A 21,206-nucleotide genomic window follows, 5' to 3' on the forward strand; every position below is an offset into this window, starting at 1 on the left:
CCGCTGAACCATGTATCGCGTTACCCCGAGGGGCGACCCTCGGCCCTGTAACGCTTGTACCACCTTGGAGGTGAGGGTGTCCCAGATCGCAGGCGAGCCCGCGACCCAGGACTTCGTCGAAGTCCGGCTGCCGGCCGCGGGTGCCTACCTGTCGGTGCTGCGTACGGCGACGGCCGGCCTCGCAGCCCGTTTGGACTTCACCCTCGACGAGATCGAGGACCTGCGCATCGCAGTGGACGAGGCCTGCGCGATCCTGCTTCAGCAGGCCGTGCCCGGCTCGGTGCTCAGTTGTGTCTTCCGCCTCGTCGACGACTCGCTCGAGGTCACCGTCTCGGCGCCGACCACGGACGGCCACGCCCCGGCGCGGGACACCTTCGCCTGGACCGTGCTGTCCGCGCTCGCCGGCAAGGTCTCCTCCGCCGTGGACGAGGACAGAACCGTTTCGATCAGCCTCTACAAACAGCGCGGCGCGGGACCCGGGCCGACGTGAGGAACGGGGACGGGCCGGTGCGGGACGAAGAGCGCGGCACAGGGGAGCTGCCGGCCGAGGGCACACGTTCGGAGAACGAGGCCCGGCGCATGGCGGACGGCATCGACGGCATTCCCGAGCAGGCCCGGCCTCATCCGGAGGACGAGGCCTCGCCCGAGGCCGTCGTCCCGGGCGACGGGCAGCGGACCGGGGACACCCCCGTCCACCCCGTCCGCGCGGAGGCGAGGGCTCGGGAAAGGGCAACGGGCGGGACGATGAGCGAGCACGAGCGACACTCCGAGGACGGCGCGCCGGGTGCACGGGGCACGCAGGGCACGCGGCACGACCCGCAGGACCGCAGCGGGGCCCGTCTCCTGTTCGCCGAGCTGCGCACGCTGACGAAGGACAGCCCCGAGTACGCGGAGCTGCGCAATCGGCTGGTCCGCATGCATCTGCCGCTCGTCGAGCACCTCGCGCGCCGTTTCCGCAACCGCGGCGAGCCCCTGGACGACCTCACCCAGGTCGCCACCATCGGACTGATCAAGTCGGTCGACCGGTTCGACCCGGAGCGCGGGGTGGAGTTCTCCACGTACGCGACCCCCACGGTCGTCGGCGAGATCAAGCGGCACTTCCGGGACAAGGGCTGGGCGGTGCGTGTCCCGCGCCGGCTGCAGGAGCTGCGGCTGGCCCTGACGACGGCCACGGCGGAGCTTTCGCAACTGCACGGGCGCTCCCCCACGGTCCACGAGCTCGCCGAGAAGCTGGCGATCTCGGAGGAGGAGGTCCTGGAGGGCCTGGAGTCGGCCAACGCGTACTCCACGCTGTCCCTGGACGTCCCGGACACCGACGACGAGTCCCCGGCGGTCGCCGACACTCTCGGCGCCGAGGACGAGGCCCTGGAGGGCGTCGAGTACCGGGAGTCGCTCAAGCCGCTGCTGGAGGATCTGCCGCCGCGCGAGAAGCGGATCCTGCTGCTGCGCTTCTTCGGCAACATGACCCAGTCGCAGATCGCGCAGGAGGTCGGGATCTCGCAGATGCACGTGTCGCGGCTGCTGGCGCGCACGCTGGCGCAGCTGCGGGAGAAGCTGCTGGTCGAGGAGTAGCCGTCGGCGCCCGGAGACCGCGGGACGACTGCCGCGCCCGGTCGCCGCCGGGCCGCCGTCACTTCCCGGCGGTCACTTCTGGGCGCTGCTGGGTCCCCGGATGCCGAGGGCCTGGGTGGTCGCGGGGTTCACGAGCAGTACCAGCGCCGTGACGGCCACGACGCCGAGCACGATGCCCGCCGGGATGGCCACGCTGTCGGCCTGCAGCAGGTTGTACGCCACGGGCAGCGCCATGATCTGCGTGATGACGGCGGGCCCACGGCTCCAGCCCCGCCGGCCGATCAGTCCGCGCGCGGCGAGCAGCGGCAGCAGCGCGAGGACGATCAGGGTGATACCGCCGGTGATGGCCGAGGTCCGGTCGTCGGGGTGGCCGGTGAGGCCTACCACGAGCATCCAGGCGCCGCCGACGACGAGCGCCAGCCCCTCCAGTGCGGCGAGCGCGGCCGCTGCGGTCAGCCGCCCAGGACGGGGGCCCGCCTTTTCGGCGGCTTCGGGGGTGGGGGTCTGCTCACTGCTCACCCCTGAAGGGTAGCCCTCGGCGCACCGGCGCCCGCGAGCGCGTCCGTCGTACCGCCGCACAAGGGCGTACCGCCGACAACGACGTACCGCGCGCCCCGCGGCCGCGGCGAAACGGCGCGCACCCCGCCCCCGCGGCGATCCTCACCCCGGCCTCGGGCTCGGGCTCGGACTGGGCCGAGTACCACCCAGTAGGTACCCTGCAGACCATGCGTGCACTTCTCGTGGTCAATCCGGCGGCAACCACCACGAGTGCGCGTACGCGCGACGTGTTGATCCACGCCCTCGCGAGCGAGATGAAGCTCGAGGCGGTCACCACCGAGTACCGCGGCCATGCGCGCGACCTCGGCCGGCAGGCGGCACAGAGCGACGACGTCGACCTGGTGGTCGCCCTCGGCGGCGACGGCACGGTGAACGAGGTCGTCAACGGTCTGCTGCACGCCGGCCCCGACCCGGAGCACCTGCCCGGTCTCGCGGTGGTCCCCGGCGGTTCCACCAACGTCTTCGCCCGCGCCCTCGGCCTGCCCAACCACGCGGTGGAGGCCACCGGCGCCCTGCTGGACGCGCTGCGCGAGGGCAGTGAGCGGACCGTCGGACTCGGCCTGGCGTCGGGCACGCCAGGGTCGGAGGACGAGGCGGTCCCGGCCCGCTGGTTCACGTTCAACGCGGGACTGGGCTTCGACGCCGGCGTGGTCGGCCGCGTCGAGCAGCACCGCGAGCGCGGCAAGAAGTCGACACACGCCCTCTACGTCCGTCAGGTGATGCGCGCGCTCATCGGCGAGCCGCACCGCCGCAGCGGAACGATCACCCTGGAGCGGCCCGGCGAGGACCCGGTCACCGATCTGGTGCTGTCCATAGTCTCGAACACGTGTCCCTGGACGTTTCTGGGCAACCGTCCGATCTACGCGTCACCCCAGGCCTCGTTCGATACCGGGCTCGACGTCTTCGGCCTCCACCGCCTGTCCACGGCGGCGGTTGCCCGGTATGGCACCCAGTTGCTCACTTCGTCCCCCGAGCGCGGACCCCGGGGCCGACACGCCGTCTCCCTGCACGATATGACCGAGTTCACCTTGCAATCGAAGGTGCCACTCCCCCTCCAGATGGACGGTGACCACCTGGGGCTGCGGACCAGCGTGACGTTCACAGGCGTTCGCCGTGCACTGCGTGTGATTGTGTGAGCAGAAGGGGCGAAAGTCCTTTCACTCGAACGTTTAGACCAGGGTCCACCCCATAGAAGTACGGCTGTGACCTAGTCGACACCGCAGAATCTAAAAAAACTTTCCGGAAGGGGTTGTATCCGCCGCCGAGGTTTGCGAGTCTCTACTTGGCGATCGGGACGGCCCGCAAGACCGGCATCCACAGATCGCCAGAACCCCTCTTCAAACCACAGGACCACGTCAGGGCAACCTGGCGGTAGGCCCTTCCCTTGTTGAGGGATTCGTGAAAGCGTTCACATTCACAAGCATCCCGCATGTAATACCAAGGAGAGGTAGCAGCCATGGACTGGCGTCACCGCGCCGTTTGCCGCGAGGAAGACCCCGAGCTCTTCTTCCCCATCGGCAACACCGGTCCCGCGCTGCTGCAGATCGAGGAAGCCAAGGCCGTCTGCCGTCGCTGCCCTGTCATGGAGCAGTGCCTGCAGTGGGCGCTCGAGTCCGGCCAGGACTCCGGCGTCTGGGGTGGTCTCAGCGAGGACGAGCGCCGCGCAATGAAGCGCCGTGCCGCCCGCAACCGGGCTCGTCAGGCTTCCGCCTGACCATCCACCCCTGCTGACAGCCTGAGCTTGGCGGCGTGTACAGCGAGTACACAACCCCCGCTCCCGAGCCGCAGCGCGCAGTACCCCGATGCGATCGCACGAGCACTGGCCTCGGACCCTCACCGGTCCGGGGCTTTTTGCTGTCCGGGCTGTCCGGCCGGCCCGCGGCCCGCAGGGTCTGCTTCGCTGTCTACTTCTCCGTGGGCACCGGGATGTCCAGGATCACCCGGGTGCCGCGCTCCGGGCCAGGCACCATGTCGAAGGTGCCGCCCAGCTCGCCCTCCACCAGGGTGCGGACGATCTGCAGGCCGAGGTTGCCGGAACGGTGCGGATCGAAGTCCTCGGGCAGACCGACGCCGTCGTCCTGGACGGTGACCAGCAGCCGGATCTCCTTCGTCGTACCGCCACGGACCGCGGAGACCTCGACCGTGCCGGTGTCACCCTCCCGGAAACCGTGCTCCAGCGCGTTCTGCAGAATCTCGGTCAGCACCATCGACAGGGGGGTCGCGACCTCGGCGTCCAGGATGCCGAAGCGACCGGTGCGCCGGCCGGTGACCTTGCCCGGCGAGATCTCGGCCACCATCGCCAGCACGCGGTCGGCGATCTCGTCGAACTCCACCCGCTCGTCCAGGTTCTGAGACAGCGTCTCGTGCACGATCGCGATCGAACCGACCCGGCGTACGGCCTCTTCGAGCGCCTCGCGCCCCCGGTCGGACTCGATGCGCCGGGCCTGGAGGCGCAGCAGTGCCGCCACCGTCTGGAGGTTGTTCTTCACCCGGTGGTGGATCTCCCGGATGGTGGCGTCCTTGGTGATCAACTCCCGCTCACGGCGGCGTAGTTCCGTCACGTCGCGCAGGAGTACCAGCGAGCCGATGCGCGTGCCCTTCGGCTTGAGGGGGATGGCGCGGAACTGGATCACGCCGTCGTGCGCCTCGATCTCGAACTCGCGCGGCGCCCAGCCGCTGGCCACCTTGGCGAGCGCCTCGTCCACCGGGCCGCGGGAGGGGGCGAGTTCGGCGGTGGTCCGGCCGAGGTGATGGCCGACCAGGTCGGCGGCGAGGCCCATGCGGTGGTAGGCCGACAGCGCGTTCGGGGAGGCGTACTGGACGATGCCGTCCGCGTCGAGCCGGATCAGACCGTCACCGACGCGGGGCGAGGCGTCCATGTCGACCTGCTGGTTCTCGAACGGGAAGGCGCCTGCCGCGATCATCTGCGCGAGGTCCGACGCGCTCTGCAGATACGTGAGTTCCAGCCGGCTCGGGGTACGCACGGTGAGCAGGTTGGTATTGCGGGCGATGACACCGAGCACGCGCCCCTGACGTCGTACGGGGATGGACTCGACGCGGACCGGGACCTCCTCACGCCACTCCGGGTCGCCCTCGCGCACGATCCGGCCCTCGTCCAGGGCGGCGTCCAGCATGGGGCGCCGGCCGCGTGGGACCAGGTGGCCGACCATGTCGTCCTGGTACGAGGTCGGTCCGGTGTTGGGCCGCATCTGGGCGACGGAGACGTAGCGCGTGCCGTCGCGGGTGGGTACCCACAGGACCAGGTCGGCGAAGGAGAGGTCGGAGAGGAGCTGCCACTCCGAGACCAGCAGGTGGAGCCACTCGAGGTCGGAGTCGTCGAGTGCTGTGTGCTGGCGTACGAGTTCGTTCATGGAGGGCACGTGGCTGAGCGTACCTGGCGGTACGGACAGCGCTCGAAACCGTCCGGATTCCACCGCCGCCGGTCCGGGTCCGGCCCTGGAGACACCCGCGGGCCGCGGCGCCTGAGAGGGACCCTCAGCCCTCCCGGCACCGCAGCCCGGAGCAACATCGGCCGTGGGGTGTGCGGTCCCGGTCGGCCGAAGGATGAGGAGCCGGGGCAGTCAGGGCAGAGAGCTCCGGTTCCTCGGTCCGCCCTCCTGTGCGGGGAGGGCGGAAGTCTGACGATCACCTTGCGCGAAGGTCACGGCACGTGTCCCACTACAAGGGTCTCCATGGCCATTGTGGACTAGACCACTCATCGTGTCCATGTGAAGGACGATGTTTGTCGTTGTCGCGTTCCGTCGACTGCTCGGACACCCGGGCGCCCGGCCAAAGCCTAACCCTGTTGGCTCACACACGGGGGCCAGACGGCCAGGGCAATTTCCGCGAGCGCCTCCAGCTCCGCCCGGCTCGCACCGTCGCGCGCCTGCTGGGACATGCCCTGGATCATGGCGCCGGTGTACCGGGCGAGCGCGGTCGCGTCGGTGTCCGGCGGCAACGTGCCCGCGGCCACGTCGGCGCGGATCCGGTCCTCGATCCCGGCGATGTTGGCGTTGCGCCGTTGCCGCAGGGATTCCTCGACCTCGGCGGTCGAACAGTTGGCGGCCGCGTGGATGACGAGGCACCCGTGGGGCCGGCCGGGGACCGTGTACTCGGCGGCGGCCTCGCGCAGCATCCGCTCTATCCCCGCGCGGGCGGTCGGCTCCTCGGTGAGGGCGCGGGTACCGAAGGAGCCGTACCGCACGCCGTACTCCTGGACGACCTCCTCGAAGAGCGCGCGCTTGTCGCCGAAGGCGGCGTACAGGCTCGGGGCGCCGATGTCCATGATCCGGGTGAGGTCGGAGACGGAGGTGGCCTCGTACCCACGCTCCCAGAACGCCATCAGCGCCTTCTCCAGGGCCGTCGCCCGGTCGAAGGAGCGGGGCCGGCCACGGGTCCTGGCCGCGGCACCCCGAGCCTGCGCCCCTGCCTGTCCGCTCTTCTCGCTGCTCACCATGGAGTGCATTTTATAGCGGGCACTAGAGAAGTGTCGCCGGGGTACTGTACGGTCTTTTCTGTAGCGACCGCTAGAGAAATGCGAAGGGGGCGCCGGCATGGGCGTGCAGGGAGTTCTCACGGGCAGGACAGCTCTCGTCACGGGGGCGAGCAGGGGCATCGGGCGTGGGATCGCGGAGCGCCTGGGACGCGACGGCGCCCGGGTGGCGGTGCACTACGGCAGGAACGAGGCGGCGGCGAAGGAGACGGTCGCCACGATCGAGGCGGCGGGGGGCTCGGCGTTCGCGATCAGGGCCGACCTGGGCGCCCCCGGGGCCGCCGAGGCACTGTGGGAGGAGTTCGACCGGCACGCCGACGGGGTGGACATCCTGGTGAACAACGCGGGGATCGGCAGCACACCCCCTATCGGGGACATAGGGGAGAAGGAGTACGACGCGGTCTTCGCGGTCAACGTGAAGGCGCCGTTCTTCATCCTCAAGCACGGCATGGGGCGGCTGCGCGACGGTGGCCGGGTCATCAACATCTCGTCGGGACTGGCCCGCACCGCGGTGATGCCGGACAACATGGCGTACGCGATGACGAAGGGCGCGCTCGACGTGTTCTCACGTGACCTCTCCAAGGTGCTGGGCACCCGAGGCATCACGGTGAACTCGGTGGCCCCCGGGATCATCGACACCGACAACACGGCCGAGCTGCTGCACGGGAGCGCGGACGGCTGGGACCGGGCGGCGGCACTCTCCGCGCTGGGCGGGGTGGGGGCGCCGGCCGAGGTGGCCGACGTGGTCGCTTTCCTCGCCTCGTACGGGGGGCGGTGGGTCACGGGGAGCTGGGTGGACGCGACGGGCGGATCGCTGACGTGACCCCGGTGCAACGGCGCGCTTCGCCCGACCGGTTCAGCGCTTCCCCGGCCGGTTTCAACGCGCCCGCGGGGTCCGGCTCTGTTAGATTGGTCTAAACCACATAGGGTCAGTCACAGCCAGTCCCGGACCCCGGGTGAGTCCTCTCTTCGAAACGGCGGGCAAGCGTGGAAGTTGTCATCGTTGCGGATGCCAAGGCGGGCGGCGAGCTCATAGCCGAGGCCATGGCGCAGTTGCTCCGGCGCAAGCCAGACGCCCTGCTCGGGGTGGCCACCGGCTCGACGCCCCTGCCCGTGTACGAGGCGCTGGCGGCCAAGGCGCGCTCGGGCGCGGTGGAGACCGCGCGAGCACGGATAGCCCAGCTCGACGAGTACGTGGGACTCCCCGCGGAGCACCCCGAGTCGTACCGCTCGGTGCTGCGGCGCGAGGTGCTCGAGCCGCTCGGGATCGGCATGGACGCGTTCATGGGTCCCGACGGCACGGCCGCCGACGTGCAGGGAGCCTGCGAGGCGTACGACAAGGCGCTGGGCGAGGCCGGCGGGGTCGACCTCCAGCTGCTGGGGATCGGGACCGACGGGCACATCGGCTTCAACGAGCCGTGCTCCTCGCTCGCCTCGCGGACCCGGATCAAGACGCTCACCGAGCAGACCCGCGTCGACAACGCGCGCTTCTTCGACGGCGACATCGAGCAGGTGCCACACCACGTGATGACGCAGGGCATCGGCACCATCCTGGAGGCCCGGCACGTGGTGCTGCTCGCCACCGGCGAGAGCAAGGCGGACGCGGTCGCCGCGAGCGTCGAGGGACCGCTCGCGGCCGTGTGCCCGGCCTCCGCGCTCCAGCTCCACCCGCACGCCACGGTCGTCGTCGACGAGGCCGCCGCCTCCAAGCTGAAGCTCGCCGACTACTTCCGGCACACCTACGCCCACAAGCCCGACTGGCAGGGCGTCTGAGCCTGCGAGCCCGCTCAGGCCCGAAGGTCCGCGCAGCGCGTGCGGGAAGGGCGCCGGTCCCCCACCACCGGGGGCGGCGCCCTTCGTCGTACCGACGGGTGCGCTCGCGGACGCCACGAAGACGGTCGGCGCCACGGCACGTGGGGGCGGGCCTCTCCTGTCCGGCAGTCCCCTGGGCGAGGCAAGGCGGCGAGGCGCCCGCGGGCCGCGGCGCCGCACCGGACCCACCGCACGCCGAAGGCGCCGGCCCCCATCGAGGGAGCCGGCGCCTTCGGCGTACCGGCGGGCGTACCCGCTACACGCCCGCGATGGCCTCCGCCGCCGCCCGGCCGCAGACGCGGGCCGCGCCGTGGGTGGCCAGGTGGAGGGCGCCGCGGGGCCGGGCCCGCGGGACGCCCATCTCGACGACGATCGTGTCGGGACGGGCCGCGAGCAGGGTGTCGAGGGCCGCCGCCATCCAGGGATGGCGGTGCTCGTCGCGGACGACGGCCACGACACGGCGCGGGCCGGCCGCGGCCAGCACCTCGTTCCCGGCGTCCGGGCCGGTGAAGCTGCCGGTCTCCGTGCCGGGGAGCAGGCGGAAGAGCTCGGCGGCGATGCCCCAGGGGGTCTCGTCGCCGACCGCGATGTTCGCGACGGGAGTGAGAGCGGCGACATACGGGGGGTCGGTGAGGGGGGTGAAGTCCTCGGCGACGGTGACCCGTACGGCGCGGCGGGCGGCCCGCAGGCCCACGTCTCCGCCTTCGTTCCCGCTCACGTCCCGGACCTCGCTGCCGTCACCGTCCTGGATCTCGTCACCGCGCCGGCTCCCGTCACCGTCGCGGTGGGCCGTCTCCGGGCTCGGGGTGTCCGTCCGGTGCGTCGCGGTCCAGCGGGCCAGGGCGCGGACGCGTTCCGCCGCGTCGGCCAGGCGGTCCTCGGGCAGCTCGCCCGAGCGGACCGCCTCGACGAGGGCGTCGCGCAGCCGCCGCACGGTGTCCTCGTCGGCCAGTCCGCCGCCCACGCAGATGGCGTCGGCGCCGGCCGCGATGGCCAGGACGCTGCCGCGTTCGATGCCGTACGTGCCCGCGATGGCCCGCATCTCCATGCCGTCGGTGACGATCAGGCCGTCGTAGCCCAGTTCGCCGCGGAGCAGGTCGGTCAGGATGCGGCGGGACAACGTTGCCGGACGGTCCGGGTCCAGCGCCGGGACCAGGATGTGGGCGCTCATCACGGCGCGGCTGCCGGCGGCGATGGCCGCGCGGAACGGGACCAGGTCGCGTTCGGCGAGCACCGTGGCGTCCACGTCGATGAGCGGCATGGCGTGGTGCGAGTCGACGCCCGTGTCCCCGTGTCCCGGGAAGTGCTTGGTGCAGGCGGCGACGCCCGCCGACTGCATGCCGGTGACGTAGGCGGCGGTGTGCCGGGCGACCAGGTCGGTGCCGGCGCCGAAGGAGCGCACGCCGATGACCGGGTTGTCGGGGTTGGAGTTCACGTCGGCGGACGGGGCCCAGTTGAGGTTGACGCCGCAGGCCGCGAGCCGTCGGCCCAGCTCGGCGGCCACCTCCCGGGTGAGCCCGACGTCGTCCACCGCGCCGAGGGCGAGGTTGCCGGGGAAGGAGGAACCGGTGCGCACCTCCAGCCGGGTGACGTCGCCGCTCTCCTCGTCGATGGCGACGAGGACGTCCTCGCGTTCGGCACGCAGCTGTGCGGTCAGCGCGGCCACCTGCTCGGCCGAGGCGATGTTGCGTCCGAAGAGGCCGACGGAGGCCAGGCCCTCGCCGAGGCGGCGCAGCAGCCAGTCGGGGGCGGTGGTGCCGGTGAATCCGGGCTGGAGGACGGTGAGCGCGTCGCGGGTGAGGGTGTCGGTGGCCCTGGCGATGGTTGTCATCGGTCGCGTTATCCCTTCACGGCGCCGGCGGTCAGGCCGCTGACGGCCTTGCGCTGGAGGTAGACGAAGAGGATCAGGATCGGGACGGCGAAGAGGGAGGAGGCCGCCATGGTCGCGCCCCAGTTGTCGCCGAACTGGGTCTGGAAGCTGGACAGCCACAGTGGCAGGGTCTGGGCCTCGGCGTCCTTGTTGAGCACCAGGATCAGGGCGAACTCGTTCCAGGCGGTGATGAAGCCGAACATCGAGGTGGACATCAGGCCCGGCGCGAGCAGCGGCAGGATGACCCGGCGGAACGCCTGGACACGGGTGCAGCCGTCGACCATCGCCGACTCCTCCAGTTCCTTCGGCACGGCGGCGACGAAGCCGCGCAGCGTCAGGATGGTGAAGGGGAGGATCATCATCATGTAGAAGAGGGTGAGCGGCACGAGGCTGTTCAGCATCGACCCGTCGCGCACGATCATGTAGATCGCGATGACCATGACTTCCCAGGGCGCCATCTGGGCCAGCATGAAGCCGACGATGAAGCCGCGCCGCCCCTTGAACCGCATCCGCGCCAGGGCGAAGGACCCGGCCAGCGCGATGATCAGCGAGAAGACCACCGCGAGGATGGTGACGGTGAGCGAGTTGGTGACGTACGTCCAGAAGTGGTCGGCTTCGGTCGCGGTCTTGAAGTGCTCGAAGGTGATGTCGGTCGGGAACCAGACCGGGTCCTCCGAGATGATGTCGCCGGCCGGCTTGAAGGCCGTGGAGAACATCCAGTAGACGGGGAAGACGAGGCCGATGAACAGGACGGCGGCCGTGACGTTGGGCCACAGGCGGCCGAAGAGCGAGCGCTTCACAGCTCGTCCTCCTCTTGCTTGAGCACGATCCTGAGGTAGTAGGCGGTCAGGCCGAGCATGATCAGGATGGTCAGGACCGCGATCGCCGCACCCATGCCGTAGTGCTGGTTGCCGACACCCTCGACGTAGGCGTAGACGGGCAGGATCTCGGTGGAGCGGTCGGGGCCGCCGCCGTTGAAGGTGTAGACCTGGACGAACGCCTTGAAGATCCAGATGATCTCCAGGAAGGTCGTCGCGTAGAGGAACGGCCGCAGGAACGGCATGGTGACCGTGGTGAAGCTGCGCCAGGCGCCGGCTCCGTCGAGGGAGGCGGCCTCGTACAGCTCGCCGGGGATGGTGGTGGTCGCCGCGTACATGTTGATCGCGACGAACGGGACGGACATCCAGACGATCAGCACGGTGACGACGAAGAAGGTCGACATCTGGCTGCCGGTCCAGCTGAAGTCGGCCATGGAGTGCCAGCCGAGCTTGTCCAGTACCCAGTTGACGACGCCGAAGCGCTGGGCGAAGAGCCACTGGTAGACGGTGGTCGCGGCGACCACCGGCATGGCCCATGCCAGCACCAGGCCGGTCAGCAGCACGAACCGCATCACCTTGCCGAGCCGGGCGAGCAGCAGGCCGATCAGGGCGCCCACCACCATGGTGAGGACGACGTTGACCGCGGTGAAGGCGATCGAGCGGACGGTGACCCGCCAGAAGTCCTCGCCGGTGAGGACCTCCTTGTAGTTGTCGATGCCGTTCCACTCGGTGACGTGCTGGATCAGCTGCGTCATGTTGAGGTTCTGGAAGGACAGCAGGAGGTCCTTCAGCAGCGGCCAGCCGAGCAGCAGCACGGTGGCCGCGCAGGCGGGCAGCAGCAGCAGGTACGGGGCGAGCGCGCCGAACCGCGACGCTGCTCTCTGTTTCGGCCCGCCGGTCTCCCCGCCGTCCGACTTGCGGACGTCCGCCGGGCCTGAGGGCGGCCGTTCGGTCTGCACGGTCATGCTCGCGGTCTCTCTCTTCTCGACCTGTCCACGTCGACGCCGGGGCGGGGGCCGTCGTGTGTCAGCCCCCGCCCCGGCTCCCCCGGTGTTACTGCTGCTGCGCCAGGCGCTTGTTGAACTCGTCCTCGACCTGCTTGGCGGCATCCGCCGGGGACTTGCCCTTCAGGACGGCCGTCAGGTACGTCTTGATCGGGTTGGGGTCGTTCTCGACCGCGGCCCACTCCGGGATCAGCGGCGTGGTGTCACCGAACTTCGCGGCCGGCGCGGCGGCCTCGGCGGCGGCGTTGCCCGCCAGGTTGCTCTGCAGCGACTCCTTGTTCGGGATGACGCCGTTGGCCTTGGCCAGCGCACCCTCGTACTTGTCGGACAGCGCGAGCTTCAGGAACTCCTTGGCCAGCTCCTGCTTCTTGCTGCCCGTGGCGACGGCCAGGTTGGAGCCGCCGAGGAAGACGCCCTCGGGCTTGTCCGCCGTGGCACCCGGGATGGTGAAGTAGCCGAGGTCCTTCTCGATCGCCGGGTTGGTGGTGATCGCCGTGGCGCCCTCCCAGCCCATGCCGATGATCGCGCCGGTCTTGCCCTTGGAGAAGATCTCACCCTGCTGGGGGGTGGCCTCGTCCTTGTCCTTGGGGGCCTTGGAGAGGGCCTGGAACTTCTTGTAGGTCTCGGTGGCGGCGGCGACCTTCGGGTCGTCCAGGTTGGAGACGTACTTGTCGCCGTCCTTCTTGACCAGCTCGCCGCCCTCGCCGATGACCAGGCCCACGAAGTGGTACCAGTTCTGGCCGGGCAGGTAGATCGGCTCGGCGTCGGTCTTCTCGCCGATGGTCTTGAGGTTGTTGTAGAACTCGTCGCGGGTCTTGGGCAGTTCCTTGATGCCCGCGTCCGCCCAGATCTTCTTGTTGTAGACGACCACGCGGTTGACCACGAACCACGGGGCGGCGTACTGCTTGCCGTCGAAGACGGCGGACTTGTTGAGGGACTCGGACCAGTCGGTGCCGATCTCGCTCTTGAGGTCACTCAGGTCCGCCAGGCCGCCGGTCTTGGCGTAGGCAGGGGTCTGGGTGTTGCCGATCTCGAAGACGTCGGGGGGGTTCTCCTCGGAGAGAGCGGTGGTCAGCTTCTGCTGGATACCGTTCCACTTCTGGATCTCGAACTTGACCTTGGCCTTGGTCTTCGCCTCGAACTCCTTGGCGAGGTCAGCCTGCCAGTCGTCGGGCGAGGAACCGTCCATCACCCACACGGTGAGCGTCTCGCCGGCGTAACCGTCCGCCCCGGCCTTCTTGCCGTCGTCGCCGCTGTCGCCCCCGCACGCCGCGACCGAGACCATCATGCCCGCGATACCGATCGCGGCTATCAGCTTGCGCTTCACGCCAACCCTCCTCAGGGATGCCACACAACCCCCCTGCCTCCCCGCGGTTGCTCGTCGACGCGGACCGCCCATGGGGCCGGGACCTGGACCAATGGTGTAGACCAGTAGGGGGAGCTTGGCCCAGACCAATAGGGCTGTCAAGGGTGTTCAACCACGCTCCCCGCGTCCGTGATGCGACCGAGATATGCAGGGACCTTTCATTGCGCAAGCGACAGATCGGACGGACCGGGACCGGGTGTACCACCGCCCACCCAATGACGTGCCGGTACGGTTCTGAGCGCGCGTACCAGCGACTCCCGGCGGCGCTATGGACTAGACCAACAGGGGTCGCGGAGGTATACAGAAGGGATCACGGAGCGTGCGGGACCATCCCGGCACGGAGCCGTGCCACGATGTGAGCCGTGGCCGACAGGGATAGCGGTCGCTTCGGCACCCGGAGCCGGGAAGGCAGAGCATGAGCACCGACGTCAGCAGTGCGGAGAACGAGGGTGGGGCGACCGTCCGTACCGCGCGCGTGCCCAAGTACTACCGCCTGAAGAAGCATCTGCTCGACATGACCCGGACACAGACACCGGGCACCCCCGTCCCGCCCGAGCGCACGCTGGCCGCGGAGTTCGACACCTCGCGCACGACGGTGCGCCAGGCCCTGCAGGAACTGGTCGTCGAAGGCCGCCTGGAACGCATCCAGGGCAAGGGCACCTTCGTCGCCAAACCGAAGGTGTCGCAGGCCCTGCAACTCACCTCGTACACCGAGGACATGCGGGCGCAGGGCCTCGAACCCACCTCACAGCTGCTGGACATCGGCTACATCACCGCCGACGACCGGCTCGCCGGGCTGCTGGACATCACGGCCGGCGGGCGGGTACTGCGCATCGAGCGGCTGCGCATGGCCAACAGCGAACCCATGGCCATCGAGACCACCCACCTCTCGGCCAAGCGTTTCCCGGCCCTGCGCCGCTCCCTGGTGAAGTACACGTCCCTCTACACCGCGCTCGCCGAGGTGTACGACGTCCATCTCGCCGAGGCCGAGGAGACCATCGAGACCTCCCTGGCCACCCCGCGCGAGGCCGGCCTGCTCGGCACCGACGTCGGCCTGCCCATGCTGATGCTCTCCCGGCACTCGCGGGACCGCACGGGCCAGCCGGTGGAGTGGGTGCGCTCGGTGTACCGGGGCGACCGCTACAAGTTCGTGGCCCGGCTGAAGCGGCCCCAGGACTGACGCCGACCGCAGGGTCGTTTCAGGCAAATCCCCGCACGCGTGACCGCGAAGTTGCAGTTGAGGACCGATATACGGACGAGGCCTTCCGCTGTCTCGACACCGTCCCCTACATTTCGTGCGCACTGCACGAGGTGATCAGCGAGGGGACGGAGCCACCGCATGTCACAAGCCCCAGAAGTGAGCAGAGGGCCGATGGTGACGCCGGTGCGCGTCGTCATCGGCCTCTGCCTTGCCGCACCGTTCGTCGCCATGCTGTGGGTGGGTTCGTACGCGAAGACGGACCCGGCCTTCATCGGCATCCCCTTCTTCTACTGGTACCAGATGGCGTGGGTGCTCATCTCCACCGTGCTCACGGTGATCGCCTACAAGCTGTGGCAGCGTGACCAGCGCGCCCGCCGGGAAGGCGGGGCCAAGTGAACGACGGCGTGAACGGCGTCGCACTCGCCGTCTTCATCTTCTTCTTCGTCCTCGTCACCGCCATGGGCTTCCTGGCCGCCCGCTGGCGCCGGGCCGCGAACGACCAGAGCCTCGACGAGTGGGGCCTGGGCGGCCGCTCGTTCGGCACCTGGGTCACCTGGTTCCTGCTGGGCGGTGACCTGTACACCGCGTACACCTTCGTGGCCGTACCGGCGGCGATCTACGCGGCGGGCGCGGCCGGCTTCTTCGCGGTGCCGTACACGATCCTGGTCTACCCGCTGATCTTCACCTTCCTGCCGCGGCTGTGGTCGGTCTCCCACAAGCACGGGTACGTGACGACCTCGGACTTCGTGCGAGGCCGGTTCGGCTCGAAGGGGCTGTCGCTGGCGGTCGCCGTGACCGGCATCCTGGCCACGATGCCGTACATCGCGCTCCAGCTGGTCGGCATCCAGGCCGTGCTGGACGTGATGGGCGTCGGCGGCGGCGAGGACACCAACTGGTTCATCAAGGACCTGCCCCTGCTGATCGCCTTCGGCGTGCTGGCGGCGTACACCTACTCGTCGGGGCTGCGCGCGCCCGCGCTGATCGCGTTCGTCAAGGACACGCTGATCTACATCGTGATCGCGGTGGCCATCATCTACATCCCGATCAAGCTCGGCGGCTTCGACGACATCTTCGCCGCGGCGAACGACAAGTTCACCGAGTCGGGCAACGGCGGACTGGTGCCGGACCACGGCGGCCAGTGGACGTACGCCACCCTGGCGCTCGGCTCGGCGCTCGCGCTCTTCATGTACCCGCACTCGATCACCGCGACACTGTCCTCGCGCAGCCGTGAGGTGATCCGGCGCAACACCACCATCCTGCCGCTGTACTCGCTGATGCTGGGCCTGCTCGCGCTGCTGGGCTTCATGGCGATCGCGGCGGGGGTGAAGGTGGAGAACGGGCAGCTGGCGATCCCGCAGCTGTTCGAGAACATGTTCCCGGACTGGTTCGCCGGCGTGGCCTTCGCGGCGATCGGCATCGGCGCCCTGGTCCCGGCGGCGATCATGTCGATCGCGGCCGCGAACCTCTTCACCCGCAACATCTACAAGGACTTCATCAAGCCGGACGCCACCCCGGCGCAGGAGACGAAGGTCTCCAAGCTGGTGTCCCTGCTGGTGAAGGTGGGCGCGCTGGTCTTCGTCCTCGGCATGGACAAGACGGTCGCGATCAACTTCCAGCTGCTCGGCGGCATCTGGATCCTGCAGACCTTCCCGGCCCTGGTCGGCGGCCTGTTCACCCGCTGGTTCCACCGCTGGGCGCTGCTCGGCGGCTGGGCGGTCGGCATGGTCTACGGCACGGTCGCCGCGTACGGTGTCGCCTCCCCGACGCAGAAGCACTTCGGCGGCTCCTCGAAGGAGATCCCCGGCATCGGCGAGATCGGCTACATCGGCCTCACCGCCTTCGTGCTGAACGTCCTGGTCACCGTGGTCCTGACCTTCGTCATGAGGGCACTCAAGGCGCCCGACGGCGTCGACGAGACCAAGCCCGGCGACTACACGGCGGACGCCGGCGACCCGGGTGTCGAGACGGAGCTGCCGCCGGCCACGGCGGGCACCTCGCACTGATCTCTGGTACGTGGCTGGTCATGCGGCTGGTACGCGGCGGGCCGTCGGAGAAATCCGGCGGCCCGCTGTCGTACCCGTCGGGCACACTCGGCGTCATGGACTTCGTGATCCGACAGGCGGCGCCCGATGAGCACGGCATCCTCGGTGAGATCACCGCTCAGGCCTATCTGCGGGACGGCCTCCTCGACTTCGGGGAGGCCGACGCGTACCTCGGTGAGCTGAGGAACGTGGCCAAGCGCGCGGCGGCCGCCGAGGTGCTGGTCGCGGTGGCGGACGGCCGGGTGCTCGGCGGCGTGACCTTCGTGCCGTCCGGCGGCCCCATGGCCGACATCGCCCGGCCCGGCGAGGCCGAGATACGCATGCTCGCCGTCGCCCGTGAGGCACGCGGACGCGGGGCCGGTGAGGCCCTCGTACGGACCTGCGTCGACCGCGCCCGGGCCGTCGAGGGCTGTGCGCGCGTCGTGCTGTCGACCCAGCGGACCATGCGCACCGCCCACCGCCTCTACGAACGACTGGGCTTCACCCGCACACCCGGCCGCGACTGGAACCCGCTGCCGGAGCTCGACGACATCACTCTCCTCACCTACGAACTGACGCTCTGACACAGGAGCGACCCCTCCGCCCCTCACCCAGGACACAACATCTGGGGGTGCTCACCGAACCCGGCACAAGATGTATGCTCGTGCTCGCTGTCGCCGCAGGGGAATCCGGTGCGAATCCGGAACTGTCCCGCAACGGTGTACTTGTGCGCTTATGTGCGCGAGTTCAGTCCGAGGACCTGTCGACAGTGCGCCCGGCCGTCCCGGTCCGGGTGCCATGACGTCCGGGCCTCGTGGAGTGGGCCGGTGGACGCGACGCCGCGTGCGCTCGTGAGCTGCCCCCTGCCCTCCCCCAGGCCCCGTGCCGAGCGAGGGAGTGCCCCCACGTGACCATCGCGCCAGCCGACCCGGTTTCAGCGACCCCGGTGACGACCTCAGCAACCTCAGTGGCCCCGGCGGCCCCGGCGACCGGTGAGCCCGACGGCCCCGGTGCCGCCCTGCTGCGGACCCTGACCGGGCTGACCGCCGACCTCCCCGACGCCGACCCCGGCCGGGTCGCCGCCGCAGCGCTGCGCGGCCGGTCCGCCCACGCGGACGAGTCCGAGCTGCGCGAGCTCGCCACCGAGGCGGCAGCCGGCCTGATCTCCGAGGACCCGGTCTACTCCCGGCTGGCCGCCCGGCTGCTGACCATCGGCATCCGCGCCGAGGCCGCCTCCCAGGGCGTCACCAGCTTCACCGAGTCGGTCGCCACCGGCCACCGCGAGGGCCTGATCGCCGACCGCACCGCCGAGTTCGTCCGGTCGCACGCGGACCGCCTGGACGCGCTGATCGACCCGGCCGCCGACGACCGCTTCGGCTACTTCGGGCTGCGCACGCTGTACAGCCGCTACCTGCTCCGGCACCCGATCACCCGCAAGCCCGTCGAGACGCCCCAGCACTTCCTGCTGCGCGTCGCCGCCGGACTCGCCGAGGACGACACCGTACGGTCCTTCGACGAAGTGGCCGCGCTCTACGCGCTGATGAGCCGCCTGGACTACCTGCCCTCCTCCCCCACCCTGTTCAACTCCGGCACCCGGCACGCCCAGATGTCGTCCTGCTACCTCCTGGACTCCCCCAAGGACGAGCTGGACTCCCTCTACGACCGTCTCCACCAGGTTGCCCGCCTCTCCAAGCACGCCGGCGGCATCGGCATCGCCTACTCCCGGGTCCGCGCCCGGGGTTCACTGATCCGCGGTACCAACGGGCACTCCAACGGCATCGTGCCGTTCCTGAAGACGCTGGACGCCTCGGTCGCCGCCGTGAACCAGGGCGGCCGGCGCAAGGGCGCGGCGGCGGTGTACCTGGAGACCTGGCACGCGGACATCGAGGAGTTCCTGGAGCTGCGGGACAACACCGGCGAGGACGCCCGCCGCACGCACAACCTGAACCTGGCGCACTGGATCCCCGACGAGTTCATGCGCCGGGTGGACACCGACGGGCCCTGGTCGCTGTTCTCCCCCGCCGATGTTCCCGGGCTGACCGACCTGTGGGGCGAGGAGTTCGACACCGCCTACCGCGAGGCCGAAGCCGCGGGTCTGGCCCGCAGGATCCTCCCCGCCCGCGAGCTGTACGGCCGCATGATGCGCACCCTCGCGCAGACCGGCAACGGCTGGATGACCTTCAAGGACACCGCCAACCGCACCGCCAACCAGACCGCCGAGCCGGGCCACGTCGTCCACTCCTCCAACCTGTGCACAGAGATCCTGGAGGTCACCGACGACGGGGAGACGGCGGTCTGCAACCTGGGCTCGGTGAACCTGGGCGCCTTCGTGGACCCGGTCTCCCAGGACATGGACTGGGAGCGCCTGGACGCCACCGTCCGCACCGCCGTCACCTTCCTGGACCGGGTCGTCGACATCAACTTCTACCCGACCGAGCAGGCGGGGCGTTCCAACGCCCGCTGGCGCCCGGTGGGCCTGGGCGCGATGGGTCTCCAGGACGTCTTCTTCCAGTTGCGCCTGCCCTTCGACTCGCCCGAGGCGAAGGCCCTCTCCACCCGTATCGCCGAGCGGATCATGCTCGCCGCGTACGAGACCTCCGCCGGCCTCGCCGAGCGCGGCGGTCCCGCGCCGGCCTGGGAGAAGACCCGTACCGCCCGGGGCGTGCTGCACCCCGACCACTACGGCGCCCGGCACACCTGGCCCGAGCGCTGGGCGGCCCTGCGCGAGCGCATCGCCACGACCGGCCTGCGGAACTCCCTGCTCCTGGCCATCGCGCCGACCGCCACCATCGCCTCCATCGCGGGCGTCTACGAGTGCATCGAGCCGCAGGTGTCCAACCTGTTCAAGCGCGAGACGCTGTCCGGAGAATTCCTCCAGGTCAACTCGTACCTGGTGGACGACCTCAAGCGGCTCGGCGTGTGGGACGCCCGCACCCGCGAGGCGCTGCGCGAGGCGAACGGCTCGGTGCGGGACTTCGGCTGGATCCCCGAGGAGGTCCGCGCGCTGTACCGCACCGCCTGGGAGATCCCGCAGCGCGGCCTGATCGACATGGCCGCGGCCCGCACCCCGTACCTCGACCAGGCCCAGTCGCTGAACCTGTTCCTGGAGACGCCGACCATCGGGAAGCTCTCCTCGATGTACGCGTACGCCTGGAAGCGGGGCCTGAAGACCACGTACTACCTGCGCTCCCGCCCGGCGACCCGCATCGCCCGCGCCGCCGCCAGAGCCACCGTCCCCGTGCGGGCCACCCCCGACCCCGACGCGGTCGCCTGCTCCCTGGAGAACCCCGAGTCCTGCGAGGCCTGCCAGTAATGAACGACAACACGAAGAACCTGCTCGACCCGGGCTTCGAACTGACGCTCCGCCCCATGCGCTACCCGGACTTCTACGAGCGCTACCGGGACGCCATCAAGAACACCTGGCACGTGGAGGAGGTCGACCTCCACTCGGACGTCGCCGACCTGGAGAAGCTCAGCCCCGAGGAACAGCATCTGATCGGCCGGCTGGTGGCCTTCTTCGCCACCGGCGACTCGATCGTCGCGAACAACCTGGTGCTCACCCTCTACAAGCACATCAACTCCCCGGAGGCGCGGCTGTACCTGAGCCGGCAGCTGTTCGAGGAGGCCGTGCACGTCCAGTTCTACCTGACGCTGCTGGACACCTACCTGCCCGACCCTCAGGACCGCAACGCGGCCTTCGCCGCGGTCGAGAACATCCCCTCCATCCGGGAGAAGGCCGAGTTCTGCTTCAGGTGGATGGACTCGGTCGAGTCGATCGACCGTCTGGAGACCAAGGCCGACCGGCGCCGTTTCCTGCTGAACCTCATCTGCTTCGCCGCGTGCATCGAGGGACTGTTCTTCTACGGTGCCTTCGCCTACGTCTACTGGTTCCGCAGCCGGGGCCTGCTGCACGGCCTGGCCACCGGTACCAACTGGGTGTTCCGGGACGAGACGATGCACATGTCCTTCGCCTTCGACGTCGTCGACACCGTGCGCAAGGAGGAGCCGGAGCTGTTCGACGACGCGCTCCGGCAGGAGGTCACCGACATGCTGGGGGAGGCCGTCGAGGCCGAGCTGCAGTTCGCGCGCGACCTGTGCGGTGACGGCCTCCCGGGCATGAACACCGACTCGATGCGGCAGTACCTGGAGTGCGTCGCCGATCAGCGCCTGACGCGCCTCGGCTTCGCCCCGGTGTACGGCTCCGAGAACCCCTTCTCCTTCATGGAGCTGCAGGGTGTTCAGGAGTTGACCAACTTCTTCGAGCGGCGTCCCTCGGCGTACCAGGTGGCGGTGGAGGGCACCGTCGACCTCGACGAGGACTTCTGAGTCTCCTTCCGCGCCCCCTCCGACTCCTGGGCCTCCCTGAGCTGACGGTCGACGCGCTTCTCGCGCACGATGCCGATCACCGAGGGGAGGACCATGAGGACGAGGAGTCCGAAGGTCACGAGCATTCCGATCAGGGCTTCTGTCTGGTCTCCGGTCATGACACCAC

General features: G+C 69.8%; 20 protein-coding genes and 1 riboswitch. Of the genes, 12 read left to right on the top strand and 8 right to left on the bottom strand.

What is annotated here, in order from left to right:
- Positions 1-76: 76 nt before the first annotated feature.
- Both QC283_RS03540 and QC283_RS03545 read left to right on the top strand, forming a co-directional pair.
- Positions 77-490 carry an anti-sigma regulatory factor gene (locus QC283_RS03540; RefSeq protein WP_279559842.1) on the top strand — a complete coding sequence of 138 codons (414 nt, stop codon included), beginning with the start codon at positions 77-79 and terminating at the stop codon, positions 488-490.
- Between the two features lie 17 nt (positions 491-507).
- Positions 508-1,572 carry an RNA polymerase sigma factor SigF gene (locus tag QC283_RS03545; RefSeq protein ID WP_279559843.1) on the top strand — a complete coding sequence of 355 codons (1,065 nt, stop codon included), beginning with the start codon at positions 508-510 and terminating at the stop codon, positions 1,570-1,572.
- 72 nt (positions 1,573-1,644) lie between these two features.
- On the opposite strand, the gene QC283_RS03550 is transcribed toward QC283_RS03545, so the two are convergent.
- Positions 1,645-2,091 (bottom strand): hypothetical protein, encoded by a 447-nt coding sequence (locus QC283_RS03550; protein ID WP_279559844.1) that lies wholly within the window; start codon positions 2,089-2,091, stop codon positions 1,645-1,647.
- A 206-nt stretch (positions 2,092-2,297) separates the two neighbouring features.
- Here QC283_RS03550 and QC283_RS03555 point away from each other — a divergent pair, with 206 nt between their 5' ends.
- Positions 2,298-3,266: a diacylglycerol/lipid kinase family protein gene (locus QC283_RS03555; protein ID WP_279559845.1), complete on the top strand. Its 969-nt coding sequence runs from the start codon at positions 2,298-2,300 to the stop codon at positions 3,264-3,266.
- Positions 3,267-3,586: 320 nt separating this feature from the next.
- Positions 3,587-3,844 carry a WhiB family transcriptional regulator gene (locus tag QC283_RS03560; protein ID WP_003973730.1) on the top strand — a complete coding sequence of 86 codons (258 nt, stop codon included), beginning with the start codon at positions 3,587-3,589 and terminating at the stop codon, positions 3,842-3,844.
- 190 nt (positions 3,845-4,034) lie between these two features.
- Here QC283_RS03560 and QC283_RS03565 read toward each other — a convergent pair whose 3' ends face one another.
- Both QC283_RS03565 and QC283_RS03570 read right to left on the bottom strand, forming a co-directional pair.
- Positions 4,035-5,510, bottom strand: coding sequence for a sensor histidine kinase (locus QC283_RS03565; protein WP_279559846.1), 1,476 nt, complete (start codon positions 5,508-5,510; stop codon positions 4,035-4,037).
- Positions 5,511-5,926: 416 nt separating this feature from the next.
- Complete coding sequence (locus QC283_RS03570) at positions 5,927-6,586, bottom strand: TetR/AcrR family transcriptional regulator (RefSeq protein WP_279559847.1); 660 nt, start codon at positions 6,584-6,586, stop codon at positions 5,927-5,929.
- A 97-nt stretch (positions 6,587-6,683) separates the two neighbouring features.
- Here QC283_RS03570 and QC283_RS03575 point away from each other — a divergent pair, with 97 nt between their 5' ends.
- Both QC283_RS03575 and nagB read left to right on the top strand, forming a co-directional pair.
- The gene (locus tag QC283_RS03575; RefSeq protein WP_279559848.1) at positions 6,684-7,445 is read left to right on the top strand and encodes an SDR family oxidoreductase; all 762 of its coding nucleotides are present in this window, start codon (positions 6,684-6,686) and stop codon (positions 7,443-7,445) included.
- Between the two features lie 164 nt (positions 7,446-7,609).
- Entirely contained in the window at positions 7,610-8,395 is a 786-nt protein-coding gene (nagB, locus tag QC283_RS03580) for a glucosamine-6-phosphate deaminase (RefSeq protein ID WP_279559849.1), read from the top strand.
- 295 nt (positions 8,396-8,690) lie between these two features.
- Here nagB and QC283_RS03585 read toward each other — a convergent pair whose 3' ends face one another.
- From QC283_RS03585 to dasA, 4 genes are all read right to left on the bottom strand, one after another.
- Positions 8,691-10,265, bottom strand: a complete 1,575-nt coding sequence (locus tag QC283_RS03585) for a glycoside hydrolase family 3 protein (RefSeq protein ID WP_279559850.1) — start codon at positions 10,263-10,265, stop codon at positions 8,691-8,693.
- A gap of 8 nt (positions 10,266-10,273) precedes the next feature.
- Positions 10,274-11,104, bottom strand: coding sequence for a carbohydrate ABC transporter permease (locus tag QC283_RS03590; protein WP_279559851.1), 831 nt, complete (start codon positions 11,102-11,104; stop codon positions 10,274-10,276).
- Positions 11,101-12,087 (bottom strand): carbohydrate ABC transporter permease, encoded by a 987-nt coding sequence (locus QC283_RS03595; RefSeq protein WP_279559852.1) that lies wholly within the window; start codon positions 12,085-12,087, stop codon positions 11,101-11,103. The genes QC283_RS03590 and QC283_RS03595 overlap by 4 nt, the downstream gene beginning before the upstream one ends.
- Positions 12,088-12,175: 88 nt before the next feature.
- Positions 12,176-13,453, bottom strand: coding sequence for a N,N'-diacetylchitobiose ABC transporter substrate-binding protein DasA (gene dasA / locus QC283_RS03600; RefSeq protein WP_279559853.1), 1,278 nt, complete (start codon positions 13,451-13,453; stop codon positions 12,176-12,178).
- A 454-nt stretch (positions 13,454-13,907) separates the two neighbouring features.
- Here dasA and QC283_RS03605 point away from each other — a divergent pair, with 454 nt between their 5' ends.
- From QC283_RS03605 to QC283_RS03630, 6 genes are all read left to right on the top strand, one after another.
- Positions 13,908-14,672 (top strand): GntR family transcriptional regulator, encoded by a 765-nt coding sequence (locus tag QC283_RS03605; protein WP_279559854.1) that lies wholly within the window; start codon positions 13,908-13,910, stop codon positions 14,670-14,672.
- A gap of 159 nt (positions 14,673-14,831) precedes the next feature.
- Complete coding sequence (locus tag QC283_RS03610; protein ID WP_279559855.1) at positions 14,832-15,089, top strand: DUF3311 domain-containing protein; 258 nt, start codon at positions 14,832-14,834, stop codon at positions 15,087-15,089.
- A complete protein-coding gene (mctP, locus tag QC283_RS03615; protein ID WP_279559856.1) occupies positions 15,086-16,696 on the top strand; it encodes a monocarboxylate uptake permease MctP in 1,611 nt (536 codons plus the stop codon). The genes QC283_RS03610 and mctP overlap by 4 nt, the downstream gene beginning before the upstream one ends.
- 95 nt (positions 16,697-16,791) lie before the next feature.
- Positions 16,792-17,298, top strand: coding sequence for a GNAT family N-acetyltransferase (locus tag QC283_RS03620; RefSeq protein WP_279559857.1), 507 nt, complete (start codon positions 16,792-16,794; stop codon positions 17,296-17,298).
- 74 nt (positions 17,299-17,372) lie between these two features.
- Positions 17,373-17,496, top strand: a riboswitch (cobalamin riboswitch).
- A gap of 125 nt (positions 17,497-17,621) precedes the next feature.
- Positions 17,622-20,027, top strand: coding sequence for a ribonucleoside-diphosphate reductase subunit alpha (locus QC283_RS03625; protein ID WP_279559858.1), 2,406 nt, complete (start codon positions 17,622-17,624; stop codon positions 20,025-20,027).
- Positions 20,027-21,040, top strand: a complete 1,014-nt coding sequence (locus tag QC283_RS03630; RefSeq protein ID WP_279559859.1) for a ribonucleotide-diphosphate reductase subunit beta — start codon at positions 20,027-20,029, stop codon at positions 21,038-21,040. Before QC283_RS03625 ends, QC283_RS03630 begins: the two co-directional genes overlap by 1 nt.
- Here QC283_RS03630 and QC283_RS03635 read toward each other — a convergent pair.
- A complete protein-coding gene (locus tag QC283_RS03635) occupies positions 20,953-21,198 on the bottom strand; it encodes a hypothetical protein (protein WP_279559860.1) in 246 nt (81 codons plus the stop codon). The two genes, QC283_RS03630 and QC283_RS03635, sit on opposite strands and share 88 nt — an antisense overlap.
- Between the last annotated feature and the right edge of the window lie 8 nt (positions 21,199-21,206).

The organism is Streptomyces sp. DH41, from assembly GCF_029813785.1.
GTDB lineage: Bacteria > Actinomycetota > Actinomycetes > Streptomycetales > Streptomycetaceae > Streptomyces.

Bases quoted from the DNA above. Each gene is read 5' to 3' on its own strand.
- QC283_RS03555 (WP_279559845.1), top strand. From the start codon at position 2,298: ATGCGTGCACTTCTCGTGGTCAATCCGGCGGCAACCACCACGAGTGCG.
- QC283_RS03560 (WP_003973730.1), top strand. From the start codon at position 3,587: ATGGACTGGCGTCACCGCGCCGTTTGCCGCGAGGAAGACCCCGAGCTC.
- QC283_RS03570 (WP_279559847.1), bottom strand. From the start codon at position 6,586: ATGGTGAGCAGCGAGAAGAGCGGACAGGCAGGGGCGCAGGCTCGGGGT.
- QC283_RS03575 (WP_279559848.1), top strand. From the start codon at position 6,684: ATGGGCGTGCAGGGAGTTCTCACGGGCAGGACAGCTCTCGTCACGGGG.
- QC283_RS03585 (WP_279559850.1), bottom strand. From the start codon at position 10,265: ATGACAACCATCGCCAGGGCCACCGACACCCTCACCCGCGACGCGCTC.
- QC283_RS03595 (WP_279559852.1), bottom strand. From the start codon at position 12,087: ATGACCGTGCAGACCGAACGGCCGCCCTCAGGCCCGGCGGACGTCCGC.
- QC283_RS03605 (WP_279559854.1), top strand. From the start codon at position 13,908: ATGAGCACCGACGTCAGCAGTGCGGAGAACGAGGGTGGGGCGACCGTC.
- QC283_RS03610 (WP_279559855.1), top strand. From the start codon at position 14,832: ATGTCACAAGCCCCAGAAGTGAGCAGAGGGCCGATGGTGACGCCGGTG.
- QC283_RS03620 (WP_279559857.1), top strand. From the start codon at position 16,792: ATGGACTTCGTGATCCGACAGGCGGCGCCCGATGAGCACGGCATCCTC.
- QC283_RS03630 (WP_279559859.1), top strand. From the start codon at position 20,027: ATGAACGACAACACGAAGAACCTGCTCGACCCGGGCTTCGAACTGACG.
- QC283_RS03635 (WP_279559860.1), bottom strand. From the start codon at position 21,198: ATGACCGGAGACCAGACAGAAGCCCTGATCGGAATGCTCGTGACCTTC.